Here is a 13577-nt window from a genome sequence, read left to right as displayed (position 1 = left end):
GGTCATGGCGCAAGCCTTGAACATCGTCATTGTCGGTGGCGGGTCGGCGGGCTGGATGTCCGCCGCCGCCTTCGCTCGCGCCCTGCCTTCAGGGCGCTATCGGATCACGCTCATCGAGTCGGATGAGATCGGTACGGTGGGCGTGGGCGAGGCGACGCTTCCTCACATCAAGACGTTCAACGATCAGCTGGGCATCGACGAAGCGCAGTTCATGCGCGAGACCCGCGCGACGTTCAAGCTTGGTATCGAGTTCCGGGACTGGGGCGAGCCGGGCGATCGTTACATTCATCCGTTCGGCGTGTTCGGCGAGCCGTGGGGCGGGGTGGATTTTCAGCATCACTGGCTTCGGGCGCGGCAGCTTGGTCAGCAGGTCGCGCCTTTTCAGGAATATTCCTATGCCATTGCCGCGTGCCGTCGTAACGCGTTTGAGTTTCCTCACCAGGATCGAAAGTCGGTCCGGGCGTCTTATGCGTACGCATATCACTTCGATGCGGGCTTGTACGCGGACTTCCTGCGTCGCTGGGCGATAGGTCGCGGCGTTCGACGCATCGAGGGGCTGGTTCGCGACATCTCGCTCTCTGAGTCAGGGGCTATTGAGTCGCTGACGCTGCAGTCGGGGGCGCACATCGAAGGAGATCTGTTCGTCGATTGCACTGGGTTCCGCTCGCTGTTGCTGGGGGCGAAGCTTGGCGTGCCGTGGGAGGACTGGAGTCAGTGGCTGCCATGCGATCGGGCATGGGCGGTGCCTTGCGAGCGAGGAGCCGAGTTCACGCCGTACACTCGCTCGACGGCGCAAACGGGCGGATGGATCTGGCGGATACCGTTACAGCATCGCACGGGAAATGGCTATGTGTTCTCCAGTCATTTCATCAGCGATGAACAGGCGCGCGATGTTTTGCTCGGCCAGCTCGATGGCGCTCCGCTGGGTGAGCCGCGGCTGCTGCGTTTCAAGCCTGGGCGACGCGTTCGAGCATGGATACGCAACTGTGTTGCAATCGGGCTTGCGAGCGGGTTCCTCGAGCCGCTGGAGTCGACCAGCATCTTTCTGATTCAAGCGGCGGTGTCCGATCTGCTGCGACTCATGCCGTCGCCGGAGCGTGGCCGGGCGGTCGATCCGCGACTCGCTGACGAGTTCAACAGACTTAGCGACATCCAGTACGCGCGCGTGCGCGACTTCCTGATCCTTCATTACTTCGCCAACCGGCGCCATGGTGAACCGCTCTGGGACTACGTGCGGAGCGTGCCCATCCCGGACACGCTCACACACAAGATCAGTTTGTTCTTAGGACGAGGCCATGTGCCGTACTACAAGGACGGCTTGTTCTCTCGCGACAGCTGGCTGGCGGTGCTGTTCGGTCAGGGCTTGATGCCGCGCGCCTATGACCGCCTCGCCGACAATGTCAGTGCCGAGCAAGTCGAACAGTTGATGCGCTGGTTGCACCAGGCGATTGCATCGAATGCGGCAGCGATGCCGCCGCATACGGACTTCGTCGCGCGCTATTGCGCCGGCGTGCGAGCTGACGCGGCCGTGATGTCATGAGCGCGCTCAGCAAGGTTGTCGTCGTTGGCCGAGATGTGGACCTGTGGCTTTCGGCGTGCGTGCTTCAGACGGCGCTGCACCGGGCCGGCATCAGTGTGACGGCGGTTGAGCTGCCCACGCAGCTTCATGCGGCCGACGTGTATGCGACGCAGCCGGCGCTCGAGGCGCTTCACAATCGTCTGCGGATCGACGAGGCGGAGTTGCTGGGTGCGACGCGCGGGGTGTTCTCGTTGGGGCAGAATTTCAAGAGCGGGCAGCATGCTTACGTCCATGCATACGGCGCCTACGGCTCCGCGATCGACTACAAATCTTTCTTTCCGCATTGGTTGCGGGCTCGTGCGCTCGGCGCGAACGCCAGTCTCGAGGATTTCTCGCTGACGGCGGCGGCCGCGAAACATGGGCGCATGCTCGTGCCTGATCGAGCGACGGAGAGCTATGGTCGCACGGACTATGGCTATCATCTCCCATCCGTTGCGTACGCGGACTACTTGAAGCGACTGGCACTCCGCTCCGGAGTCACCGCGCATGAAGCGCAGAAAACCACTTGCACCCTCGATCCACTCACGGGCGACGTGATAGCGGTGGTCTTGGATGAAGAGCGTCGCATAGGCGGGCAGCTGTTCATCGATGCGAGTGGGCCCGAAGCTGTGCTGATCGGTTCCGCACTGGGCGTGTCGCGAGAGAGCTGGCGGAAGGGCAGTCCGATCGATCGGATCGTCATTGCTTCGGGCAACGCGTTCGCGTCCGTCCCGGCGTATGCGGAAATTCGAGCGCATGCGAACGGCTGGGTTGGGTTGTATCCAAGTCGCTCATGCACGCACGTGATTCAAGCCTATTCGAGTGAGGGTTGCAGTTCGAGCGAGGCGTTGGAATCGGCGGCCGCAGTGTCGCGCCTCGCACTTCAGAACGCAGCGATACGAATCTGCGATCCTGGAATTCGTTCGCGATCATGGGACCGCAACGTCGTCGCGATAGGTGGTGCGGCGTGCACGTTTGATCCGATCCATAGCGTGGAGGTGCAAGCACTCCAGATGGGGCTCGTGCACTTGCTGTCATTGTTCCCAGCGGGCGAGCAAGTCGAGGCCGCCGAGCGGGCGGAGTTCAATCGAGTGAGTCGGCTCAGCTGCGAGCGTCTTCGCGACTTCCAGGTGGCCCACTATCTTCTCAATAAACGGGAGGTAAATCCGTCACCCGAGCTGGCACACAGGATCGCGACCTTCCGCGCTCGCGGCGAGGTGCCGTTGTACGAGCATGAAACGTTCCCCGTGGACAGCTGGCTCGCGCAGTTCATCGGGCACGGACTGATCCCCGAAACCTACGACCCCGCCGCTGACTGCACGCCACTGGATGTATTGAAGTCCGAGCTGAAACGCATCCTGCGCTTCATCAAGGACAAGGTGCTCGAACAGGCGACGCATGACGCGTATCTGCAGAGAGTGTGTCCATGAGCGCAGTTGAAGCGAGTGAGCCGCTGCAGCTGGGACGCGCTATCAGCGTCCGGTTACAGCACATCGGAGTAGAACGCCAGCCACTCATGATTGTAGATGAGGTCCTCGCCGACCCGCAGGCAATGATCGACGCGGCTCGCGCGGCGAAGTTCTACGTGCCACATCACACCAACTATCCAGGCATCAATGCGCCAGTCCCGCAGTCGTATTACCTGACCGTGATCACGGCATTGCGCGGGCCCATCGAAGCTGCGTTCGGACTGTCGAGCTCGGCGTACCTTTCCTATTTCGGCTTCTTCGCGCTGGCCACGATCGGGGCGGCCGAGGCGCAGCCCATTCAGAAAATTCCCCATCGCGATTCGCCCGATCCGAATCGGCTGGCGATGGTTCATTATCTTTGTCGGGGCCTCTTCGGCGGCACCGGATTCTTTCGTCATCGGGCGACGGGCTTTGAATCGGTCGATGCCTTCAGGCTCGCTCAGTATGAGAGCACGGCTCGTCGCGAGCTCGCGGAAATGCAGTCGGACACGAACTACGAACGGATCGGCCAGTCCGAGGCTGTATTCAATCGTCTCATCGTCTATCGCAGTCACGTTTTACATTCGGCGCTGCTGACCGATGCCGCCGGCAGCGCGGACCCTGCCGTCGGCAGGCTCACCGTCAATGGGTTCATCGAGGCAGCGAAGTAATGCCAAAGCGCGCCTCTTGTGCGGACGGCTCAGCGTTGTCATATTCGACAACACAGGGGGACCGTCCGCACCCGACGGATCAGGTCGGAACGAACAAGATGGCAGAGTTGCCGAATACTCGAAGCGGGTGGTTGGACCTGCTGCGGGCCGTGAAGCGTGCAGTCGGCGGAGCCGACAGTGCCGAGGATCTATTGCATTCGGCGTTCGTGCGGCTGTCCGAGTACAGCGCCCGGGACACGGTCGATAATCCGTCCGGCTTCCTGGTCAGAACGGCGGCGAACCTGGCCATCGACGAGCGGCGCCGGGTGCAGGTCCGCCGCGAAAGCCCGATCGATATCGGTGAAATGTTCAATCTGGCGGATGGCCAGCCGCTGCATCCTGAGGTTTTGGCCGCCCGAGAACGTCTTGAGAAGGTCATGGCTGCTCTCGACTCGCTCGGGCCGAGAACGCGGGAGATCTTTTTGTTGCATCGTCTGGACGGGTTGAAGTATCGCGAGATCGCCGCGCGCCTCGACATCACGGTGAGTGCCGTCGAGAAGCACATCGCGAAAGCCAGCCTGTTCCTGGTGAACTGGGTGGAAGGCGAATGAGCGGCGGCGACAAAGCAGTGCGGGCCGAGGCAGCCGCGTGGCTGGCCCGGTTGCGTTCCGAAGATCGGACCGCCGAAGATGAGCGGGGCTTTCGCGCCTGGCTCGCCGAAAGCGAAGACCACCGCGCGGCCTTCGAAGTCACGAATGCGATCTTCGAGATGGCCGGCGCCGCCGATCGTCGGCCCGAGCAGGCTCGAGCGGATCTGCGGGTCAATCGTCGCCACGTCTTGCGGGCGGGCATGGGCCTGGCGGCCGCATCGGTCGCGGGGCTCGTCGTCTATTTGCGATCCGGCACCACCTATGCAACCGAGATCGGCGAGCAGCACAAGGTTTCGCTGGAGGACGGCACGCTCGTCAGTCTGGATACCGATACTGAAATCCACGTTTCCATGAACGACACGCGACGCCAGGCGAAGCTTCGCAAAGGCCGGGCGCATTTCGACGTGGCTGAAGATAAAGTCCGACCGTTCCAGGTGATCGCGGGAGATCAGCGGATCAGCACGCCGCGAGGTCATTTCGACGTGAGTCGCGATGGCATGGTGGTGTCGGTGTTGCTGGAAGAAGGCCTGCTCGAGGTCGAGCTGGAGAATCCCGTGGCCGGCGTGCCGATGCCGCGGCTGTTGGCGGCCGGGCAACTCGTGGTATTCGCCGAAGACAAGGTCGTCCGCGAAGAGCGACCGGTCATGGAACGGGCGGGCGCCTGGCGGCAGGGGCGGCTGGCATTCTTCGGTGAGCCGCTTGCAGAGGCGGTCGCCGCGATGAATCGCTATACGCGCCGGCCGATTGTGATTCTGGATCCGGAGATCGCGCAGATGCCGATATCCGGCAATTACAGCGTGGGCGATCCGCAGGCCTTCGCCACCTCGATCTCGGTCCTGCTGCCGGTTCGGGTGGAGATGGAACGCAATCGAATCACGCTACGCAGGACTGAGGAAAGTCGGGCCTGAATTCGTCACAGATTGGATAGACCGCTGGCGTGACTGGCGGCTACCCGGGGGAGCATGTCGAAGCTGAGTAGCGCGCTGCGCGTGGCCGTGAGGTGCGCGGTTGCTCTTGCAGCCGTCAGTGCTTTGGGTGTGGCAGTCGCGCAGCAAGTGGCAGTCAACGTGAACATTGAGGCGCAGTCCGTCGACGCCGCGCTCCGGGAGCTCTCACGCCAGACGAATACCAATATCCTGTTTTCGCCGGCGGCCGTGCAGGGATTGAAATCGACGTCGATCAAGGCAGTGATGACGGCGGAGGCGGCGGCCAGAGCATTGACTGCAGGCACCGACCTGGAAGTTGTGCGCGACTTGACCGGGGCGCTGATCGTGCGCCGTCGTTCCATTTCTAAAACGAGTGTTGACGAGCTGAACCCGGACGACTTCGATCTCGATGTCGATCTGGAGTTGGAGGAGGTCATCGTCGTCGGCGTGCGTCGAGCGCTCGAGACCGCACAGGAGATCAAGCGCGACGCCGAGACATTCGTTGATTCGGTGACGGCCACGGACATTGGATCCTTTCCGGACAAGTCGGTGGCCGAAGCGCTCCAGCGGGTGGCCGGCATCACTGTGTCCCGGCTGCAATCCAGCGATGACAGCACACACTTTTCCGCCGAGCCGGCCGGTGTGCTGATCCGCGGGCTCACGTTCGTAAGAACAGAATTCAATGGACGCGACAGCTTTTCCGCCGACGGCTATCGGGGATTGAACTTCAACGACATCTCGCCGGAGCTCATGGCCGGCGTCGATGTGTACAAAAACCAGACCGCGGAGATGATCGAAGGCGGCATCGCGGGCACAGTCAACTTGCGCACACGCTTGCCGCTGGATACTCCGTCGCGCGTCTTCTCGCTCACCGCGCGAGCGAACTACGGCGATCGTAGCGATGACACGACCTATGAAGGGTCGGGCATCTTTGCCGATGTTTGGAACACGGACATAGGTCGCTTCGGGCTGCTGGCGAACTACGCGTACTCGCATGTGAAGACGCAGACCGAGGGTGTCATCATGCAACGGCTCGGTGCGTTCTGTAGCAGTGGCAATGTCGATGCGAGCGGCAATGCGCTCATCGCGGCGGATGGCTCGGTTCCTTGTGCCTCGAACCCCTATGGAGGCTCGGGCTGGCGCTACCTGCCGAGTCAGGTGAACTTTTCCGAGGTGCTCTATGACCGGGTACGTCATGGCGCATCGGCGGCGTTGCAATTCGAGTCGACCGATCGACGCTGGCTCGCGACCGCGCAGTACATGGATTCGCGGTACGACAACGCGTGGGGCGAGCGCAGCTCCAATGTTTCTTTCTTCAACATCTGGGCGGCGGACAGCTACTCTCCTCAGAGCAATGCATTCATCGCTCCCGCGGACGGCACCCCTGCCTTTACCTTCGGGCCGGATGGAATGCTGGCGTCCGGTGTACTGACCCAGCCTACGGGCGATTGGCTCGGCGGCAGCACGGCGGGAAATCTCATGTACGGGTCAGCAGTGCCCGGGCTCCCTTTCGTGAATTACTGCGGACCTCAGGCCGATGGCAGTCCTTCGACCTGTAGCACGCAACGGCAAGGTGTCTATGTCGGCAATGAGGCCCGCAACTTCGACCACACCGAAGGCACGCGCGACGTTTCTTTGAGCCTGCGTTGGGACGCGACCGATCGGTTGCGCGCGACGGTCGACGTTCAGCGTATCGATGCCGAGACCGACAACTACGACATCCTGGTCGGCAACCGCACCATGGCCAACGCGAAGTACTCGACCAATGGCGATGGCACGCCGCGCATCGAGCTGCTGCCGGGCTCCAACATCAACTACGCGCCGGGCTTTCTGACGAACCCGCACAACTACTACATTCCATACGTGCAGGACCACTTCGAGGACAATGCGGCTCGCGAGACCGCGTTGCGTGGCGACCTGGAATATCGGTTCGGGGGCACCTGGCTCGATGGTTTGAAGTTCGGTGCCCGCTACGCCAATCGTAAGCAGCGGGTACGTTACTCGGTTTACAACTGGTCACCGATCGCGGGGCCGTCGCTGTGCAATGGACCGGGATTCAACATCGACAACACCGAGGCTGCAGCTTATCCGGCGGGATGCGGCGAAGCGGGCCGCACGTTTCAAGGATACGGCGCGGGCATCTGGGAAATGGGCAGCCTCGGTGACATGTATGACGGCAATGTGTTCGCGAACGGGCCGATGGTGTTCTTGAATCGTGCGACGTTGCTGGATCGACAACGTCACATCGACGCATTGAGCAGCGCGACGACCGGCTCGCCCATGGGCTGGACGCCGCTGTGTCAGCGCGCGTCCAACACCGACGGTTGTTTCATCGATTCGGAGATTCTGGATGTCGAAGAGCGCACCAAGGCGCTGTACGCCATGCTTCGGTTCGGCGGGGACAACGCGACAATCTTCGGCATCGGCGTTCGTGGGAACATCGGGCTACGCTATGTCCGCACGGATGTATCGAGCGACGGCGCGGTCGTTTTTCCAGTGTCCACCTGGTATCAGACTGCGGCTGCCACACCCTGCAATGCGCCGCTCGTCGGTGCTGACGTCACTCACCTTTCATGCTGGTTGACACCGGAATTGCTCGCATTCAGTAACGGTGCCGGCACGGACAACGATCTGCATCGCAGCCATGAGAACCTGCTGCCGAGCCTGAATCTGAGATTCCGGCTCAATGCGCGTCAGTACCTCCGGTTCGGTGCATCCCGATCGATGTCGCGACCGGATTTCGGTTTGCTTCGTAACTACGTCAGCGTGCAGTCGCCGGTGGACAATACGTCGGCCGATTCGCCGTACGTGATCTATCGCCCGGGCGCGCCTCATACGCCGGAGAATGTGACGGGCTATCGATTCGTGTTCGATGCCGATGCGGGGTTCGGTGGGCTGGCGCCGATCACCGCGGATAACTTCGATATGGCGTACGAGCACTACTGGGGTAAGAGCAGCTCGTTCAGCCTCGGCCTGTTCCATAAGCGTTTCAATGGCAGCATCGGTTATGGCGACTTCGAACGGCAATTCGAGAACAACGGCACGACGCAAACCGTCATCGTGCGCGGTCCGCGCAACGGGGCCGGCGGTGGCGCGCTCAACGGCGTCGAGGTGGCTTTTCAGACGTTCTTCGATTTTCTGCCGGCGCCCTGGAATGGCTTGGGCACGCAGCTGAATTACACCCATCTGGAGCAGTCCGGCATCAACAATTCGAACCTGGCAGTTCAGCCCGGCTATGCCCCCGGTGGCACGATCGCGTTCGGTGGCGGATTGCAGGGCAACGACCAGATCATCGACTCGCATCGCCTCGCTGGCATCTCCGACGATTCTTACAATGTCGTGGCGCTGTATGAGCGCGGCCCGATCGGCGTGCGGCTCGCATACAGCTGGCGCTCGGAATTTCTGACGAACAATCTCGACTGTTGCATCGGGCTGCCGATGTGGCAGAAGGCGGGCGGGTATCTGGACGGCTCGGTCCGGCTGCAGGTCGGCAATAACGTCGAGCTTTCGCTGGATGGCTCCAATCTGCTCGATCGAACCACCGTGAGTCAGCAACAACTGTTCGGCGATTCGCCGTTGACGCCCGGCGCCGCGCCGGTCCGACGCGACTCGGCCTGGATTCGAAGCGATCGCCGCTTCCAGCTGGGGTTCCGGTTCAAGTATTGAGCTGAGGCAAAGGGCCCTTTCGTTCGTCAATGGTATGCGGCAATCGCCGCGGCTTGGAGCTGCTGTGAAATTTGTCATTGGACTTGCCTGTGTCCTGATCCTGCAAGCGTGCCCGGTCGAGGCGGCCGAGTGCGTCGACTCGCCCGGCAAAGTGCTTCGCGTTTGCGTGGGCGCCGAAGGCGGGCAGCCGTTCTATGAAGTCAGCCGGCGCGGCCAATCAGTGCTGAAGCGCGGGACGCTCGGCCTCGCGTTCGTGGGTGAATCGCGGGCGAAAGTGACGTTGGGTGAGACCAAACGCAGCGCTCACGATCAGAACTGGGAGCAGCCCTGGGGCGAGCAACGGATCATTCGCGATCATCACAACGAGATGCGCGTGGCGATGCGCGGCGATACGCCGAATAGCAAAGCGTTCGACATCGTTGTGCGAGCTTTCGATGAGGGCTTCGGACTTCGATATGACTATTACGGCATTCCATCAAGCCAGGAGATCGCGATCAGCGACGAGCTGACGCAGTTCCGGCCGGTAGCGAAGTATCAAGCGTGGTGGTTCGAGGCCTATCAGAAGGAGCGGGATGAGTATCTGTATCGCCGCTCGCCGCTCGAACAGCTGACCCGGGCCGAGACGCCGCTGACGCTGGAGTCGCCGGGGTTGTTTCTTTCCATCCATGAAGCGGCTCTGGTCGACTACGCGAGCATGACGCTGCGGCTGACCGCACCGGACACCTTGCAGGCCGATCTCATGCCTTGGTCGGACGGCGTCAAGGTTCGACGCACGGGGCCGTTTCAGACGCCGTGGCGGACGGTGCTGATTGCTGAGACGGCGGGCGGGCTCGCCGATTCACGCATGGAGCTGAACTTGAACGAGCCGAACAAGCTCGGCGATGTCTCGTCTTACGCGCGTCCCGGCAAGTACGTCGGCATCTGGTGGGAGATGCATTTGAATCGGTCCACCTGGGGCAGCGGGCCCAAGCATGGTGCGACCACGGCGAACACCAAGCGCTACATCGATTTCGCCGCGAAGCATGGATTCAGTGGCGTGCTGGTCGAGGGCTGGAACACCGGCTGGGATGGCGACTGGATCGCCAATGGCGCTAGCTTCAGTTTTACCCAAACCTATCCTGAGTTCGATCTTGCGGAGGTGACCTCGTACGCGAAGAGCAAAGGTGTCTCATTGATCGGTCACAATGAAACGGCGGGCGCGATTGCCAACTACGAGTCGCAGATGGCCGCAGGTTTCGAGCAGTATGCAAAGTATGGTGTCCACACGGTGAAGACCGGCTATGTGAAGCCGAATGGAACGATTCAGCGGCTCACACCGGACGGGACGGCGCATAACGAATGGTTCGCGGGCCAATACCTCGTTCGACATCACCAACTCGTCGCCGAGACGGCCGCGAAATACAAGATCGCCATCGATGTGCACGAACCGGTCAAGGACACGGGCCTGCGACGGACCTATCCCAACATCATGTCGCGCGAAGGCGCGAGAGGACAGGAGTTCAACGCGTGGGGCGATCCGACCAATCCGCCGGAGCATGTCACGATCCTGCCGTTTACTCGATTGCTAGCCGGGCCGATGGATTTCACGCCGGGGATCTTCGACATCACCGCCGGCAAGAAGGACATTCGCAAGCGCGTGCAGTCGACGCTTGCCAATCAGCTCGCGCTCTACGTCGTGATTTACAGCCCGCTGCACATGGCGGCGGATCTGCCGGAGAACTACGAGAAGCAACCCGAAGCATTTCAATTCATCAAGGATGTGCCGACGGATTGGGAGCGCTCGCGCACACTCGATGCCCGCATCGGCGATTACATCGTCGTCGCTCGTCAGCAGCGCAACAGCGACGATTGGTATTTGGGCGCGTTGACCGACGAGCAGCCGCGATCGTTGTCGGTCGCGCTGGATTTTCTGCAACCGGGCCGCAGCTATCAGGCCGTTATCTATCGCGACGAAACCGACGCGGATTACCGGACCAATCCGCTCGCTCAAGTGATCGAGAAGCGCACGGTGCGCTCGACGGATCGATTGCCGCTGGCCATGGGCCCCGGCGGCGGGGCGGCGATTCGGTTCAAAGCACTGAACTGAGTCAGGACGCCCTCGGGACTAGCGCGACTTCAACAAATAGCTGCCGTCCAGCCGGGCTTCGGCTTCAAGGGGAAAGGCGCCGATGACGGCGCTCACGAACACTTCGTTTCGATCGGTGGCGAAGACGCCGGTGATGCGCAATGAGCCGAGCTCCGCATCATCGAGCTTGATCCGAGCCTGCGAGTAACGATTGAACTCGGCCACCGCATCGGCCAGCGATGTCGTCATCGAAGACCACGCGACCGCTCAGCCATGCGACGGAGCGTTCGACAGCGATAGGTGAGGGCGACGGAGCGCTGGTATGGCGAGCCCCGCAGCGTCACGTTGTCGGTCGTGGCAAGCTCTAACCTCGGGTGACACAAACAGCAACGCTCTGTATGCGGATCGCGACGTCTCTTTCGGGCGTCACTAGAGCAGCCAACCGGCGTCACTAAGCTACCGCGCAATTTGGAAGCCCACTAGCGAGTGGGGTACTGCACGGCAGCTCGATAAGGAGATTCGGTTGATACTGCGCATCCGTTCGCTGGCAACGGCGTTGGCGATTGTTCTGGCGGGTTGTGGAGGGGGCGGTGGTGGTGGTGGCGCCGCTCCCGTTGGGGGCGGCGCTGCCAGTGGCGGCACGGTCACGACGCCTCCGGTCGTCACGACTCCGCAACCCACCGGCGGAAGCGTGAGCGGCGGGTCTTGGTGCGATTCCGCGACCTGGGGCGGAACAGTTCCCGGCGCAACCAGCGATGTGACGATCAGCAATGCGGTCGTGCTCGACTGCAACGCTGAAGTGCGCTCGGTGACGATTGCGGCCGGCGGCAAGTTGAGCGCGTCACGTTCGCGCTCTTCCACGCTGACTCTGCACGGCAATCTGGTCGTGAAGGGAACGCTCGATTACGGCACGCCGACGGATCGCATCGGCAATGGCGTCGTCGCCGAAATTGTTTTCAAAGGCATGCTGGATCAGAACTACGTTGGCACGCCGAGCGACTTCTCCTGCGTGACGCGCGATTTGAACGACTGCGTGCGTGGGCCGCCGCAAGACACGACGCTGACGGTCGTGAATTCCGATGTGGGCTTGTGGGTCGTGGACGATGGCGTCTTCACTGCAGCCGGGCAGCTCAAGAAGGCGTGGTCGAAGCTGACGGAAGGCACGGACGCGAGCGATGCGATGTTCAGCGTCGCCGACGCCACGGGCTGGCGGGTGGGCGATCGCGTCGTGCTCACACCGACCGCCAAGATTGCAGTCGCAGGCTACGCGAAGCAGTTCGATGAGCGCGAGATCGCCAGCGTCTCGGGCAACACGGTGACGCTCTCGCAGTCGCCGACCTATGCGCACGCAGGTTGTACCGACTGCATTCGTCGCGGTGAGGCGGCGAATCTGTCACGCAACGTGGTCGTGCGTTCGTTCGATGCAACGGCGCATGCGCATGTCATGGTCGCGCATCGTGGCATCGTGCAGCTCGACAGCGTGGAGTTGCGCTGGCTCGGTCCGGAGCACACTTGTACTCGAGCCGAAGAGCCGATGCGTCGAGCGGCGCTCTACTTCCATCAACAGCGCGACGCATCCGATGATTCGTTCGTACGTCACGCCGCGATCTGGGGCGGCAAGCGCGAGTTCTTCCATGCCGAGACCAGCAATGGCATCGAAGTGACCGACGTCGCCGGTTACGACGGACAAGGCGACGGATTCGTGCGCGACTTCGACTTCAGCGCTTGCGGGTTGCGTTGTATGGAGCCCGAGGACGGCTTGGGTGCGATCCGTCGCGTCAATTTCACCGAAGTGCTTGCCGCCAAGGTGGCGGTGCCGGGGCGTCCTGAAGACTGCGCAGCGATCGGTCGCGCGAGAGGCATCACTGCGGGCGGCGGCGACACGCTGGATTCCGTGGCCACCGGCATTGCCTATAACTTTCACGACTTCGGCAATGAAGCCGCACTCACCTGGGCGGAGGAGAGAGCGGGCCACTCGCCGATCGACCTGTTCAATCGCAACGTCGCTCACAACAATGCCGGCAACGGCATCAGCAACTGGCAGAACAACACCAAGAACGACACGCCGTTCGCCGACAACCAGAGCTGGTCGAACGGCTCGAACGGATTCCTGCACGGCGCGTACGGCAATAGCGTCGTGTTCAAGGACCTGACCGCGGTCGACAACGGCTATCGCAGCTTCGGCATCAAATCGACCATGATGGATGCGACTCGCAAGCGCATCGTCGGCGGTATGGTCGATGACGTTGGGCCGATCCTTTACACCTTCGTGCCGGACTATCCGGTGACCATGAGCAATCTGAAGTTCACCGGCACTCGTTCGCCCGCGTTCACTCAGGTGCATGACACGTGCGTCGGCGGCAACGAGAACGATCCGGCCGATGGCAACTGCATTCGCGCCTGGCTGCGACTGGAAAACCCGATCATCCCGGCCGGCACCGTGCCGTTCGATTTCGGCAATCACGTGAACAAATATTCGCTGTGGGAGGTGCGCGGGTTCTCGCATCCGGATTATCCGGCGCTGCCGGCCAACTTCGATCTGTATCGACGCGACAATACGGTGGCCGGCGGCTACTACTACGCCGCGTTCGATGCCTGGCTCGTGCCTCGCTAG

Annotated in this window: 9 protein-coding genes; 8 read left to right on the top strand and 1 reads right to left on the bottom strand. The window is 61.9% G+C overall.

All coding sequences use genetic code 11. The features are described from left to right. Nucleotides 1-4 precede the first annotated feature (4 nt). From ACFPN2_RS02250 to ACFPN2_RS02220, 7 genes are read left to right on the top strand one after another with little or no spacing between them, the layout of a single operon-like run. A complete protein-coding gene (locus tag ACFPN2_RS02250) occupies nucleotides 5-1540 on the top strand; it encodes a tryptophan halogenase family protein (protein WP_380594544.1) in 1536 nt (511 codons plus the stop codon). Next, a complete protein-coding gene (locus ACFPN2_RS02245; RefSeq protein WP_380594542.1) occupies nucleotides 1537-2988 on the top strand; it encodes a tryptophan 7-halogenase in 1452 nt (483 codons plus the stop codon). The genes ACFPN2_RS02250 and ACFPN2_RS02245 overlap by 4 nt, the downstream gene beginning before the upstream one ends. Continuing rightward, nucleotides 2985-3677 (top strand): DUF6445 family protein, encoded by a 693-nt coding sequence (locus tag ACFPN2_RS02240; RefSeq protein ID WP_380594540.1) that lies wholly within the window; start codon nucleotides 2985-2987, stop codon nucleotides 3675-3677. The genes ACFPN2_RS02245 and ACFPN2_RS02240 overlap by 4 nt, the downstream gene beginning before the upstream one ends. After that, nucleotides 3677-4267 carry an RNA polymerase sigma factor gene (locus tag ACFPN2_RS02235; protein ID WP_380594538.1) on the top strand — a complete coding sequence of 197 codons (591 nt, stop codon included), beginning with the start codon at nucleotides 3677-3679 and terminating at the stop codon, nucleotides 4265-4267. The genes ACFPN2_RS02240 and ACFPN2_RS02235 overlap by 1 nt, the downstream gene beginning before the upstream one ends. After that, complete coding sequence (locus ACFPN2_RS02230) at nucleotides 4264-5214, top strand: FecR family protein (protein WP_380594536.1); 951 nt, start codon at nucleotides 4264-4266, stop codon at nucleotides 5212-5214. Before ACFPN2_RS02235 ends, ACFPN2_RS02230 begins: the two co-directional genes overlap by 4 nt. A gap of 54 nt (nucleotides 5215-5268) precedes the next feature. Beyond that, nucleotides 5269-8898, top strand: coding sequence for a TonB-dependent receptor (locus ACFPN2_RS02225; RefSeq protein ID WP_380594534.1), 3630 nt, complete (start codon nucleotides 5269-5271; stop codon nucleotides 8896-8898). 34 nt (nucleotides 8899-8932) lie between these two features. Next, nucleotides 8933-10984 (top strand): glycoside hydrolase family 97 protein, encoded by a 2052-nt coding sequence (locus tag ACFPN2_RS02220; RefSeq protein WP_380594532.1) that lies wholly within the window; start codon nucleotides 8933-8935, stop codon nucleotides 10982-10984. 18 nt (nucleotides 10985-11002) lie between these two features. On the opposite strand, the gene ACFPN2_RS02215 is transcribed toward ACFPN2_RS02220, so the two are convergent. Further along, nucleotides 11003-11212, bottom strand: a complete 210-nt coding sequence (locus ACFPN2_RS02215; RefSeq protein WP_380594530.1) for a FecR family protein — start codon at nucleotides 11210-11212, stop codon at nucleotides 11003-11005. Between the two features lie 274 nt (nucleotides 11213-11486). Here ACFPN2_RS02215 and ACFPN2_RS02210 point away from each other — a divergent pair, with 274 nt between their 5' ends. Continuing rightward, nucleotides 11487-13577, top strand: a complete 2091-nt coding sequence (locus tag ACFPN2_RS02210; protein WP_380594528.1) for a hypothetical protein — start codon at nucleotides 11487-11489, stop codon at nucleotides 13575-13577.

Source organism: Steroidobacter flavus, from assembly GCF_042651805.1.
Taxonomy (GTDB): Bacteria; Pseudomonadota; Gammaproteobacteria; order Steroidobacterales; family Steroidobacteraceae; genus Steroidobacter; species Steroidobacter flavus.
The sequence above is the reverse complement of the archived record's forward strand: the minus strand, read 5'-3'. Positions and strand labels throughout refer to the sequence as shown.

Excerpts from the sequence above, each read along its gene's own strand:
- ACFPN2_RS02250 (WP_380594544.1), top strand. The coding sequence starts at position 5 with ATGGCGCAAGCCTTGAACATCGTCATTGTCGGTGGCGGGTCGGCGGGC.
- ACFPN2_RS02245 (WP_380594542.1), top strand. The coding sequence starts at position 1,537 with ATGAGCGCGCTCAGCAAGGTTGTCGTCGTTGGCCGAGATGTGGACCTG.
- ACFPN2_RS02240 (WP_380594540.1), top strand. The coding sequence starts at position 2,985 with ATGAGCGCAGTTGAAGCGAGTGAGCCGCTGCAGCTGGGACGCGCTATC.
- ACFPN2_RS02235 (WP_380594538.1), top strand. The coding sequence starts at position 3,677 with ATGCCAAAGCGCGCCTCTTGTGCGGACGGCTCAGCGTTGTCATATTCG.
- ACFPN2_RS02230 (WP_380594536.1), top strand. The coding sequence starts at position 4,264 with ATGAGCGGCGGCGACAAAGCAGTGCGGGCCGAGGCAGCCGCGTGGCTG.
- ACFPN2_RS02225 (WP_380594534.1), top strand. The coding sequence starts at position 5,269 with ATGTCGAAGCTGAGTAGCGCGCTGCGCGTGGCCGTGAGGTGCGCGGTT.
- ACFPN2_RS02220 (WP_380594532.1), top strand. The coding sequence starts at position 8,933 with ATGCGGCAATCGCCGCGGCTTGGAGCTGCTGTGAAATTTGTCATTGGA.
- ACFPN2_RS02215 (WP_380594530.1), bottom strand. The coding sequence starts at position 11,212 with ATGACGACATCGCTGGCCGATGCGGTGGCCGAGTTCAATCGTTACTCG.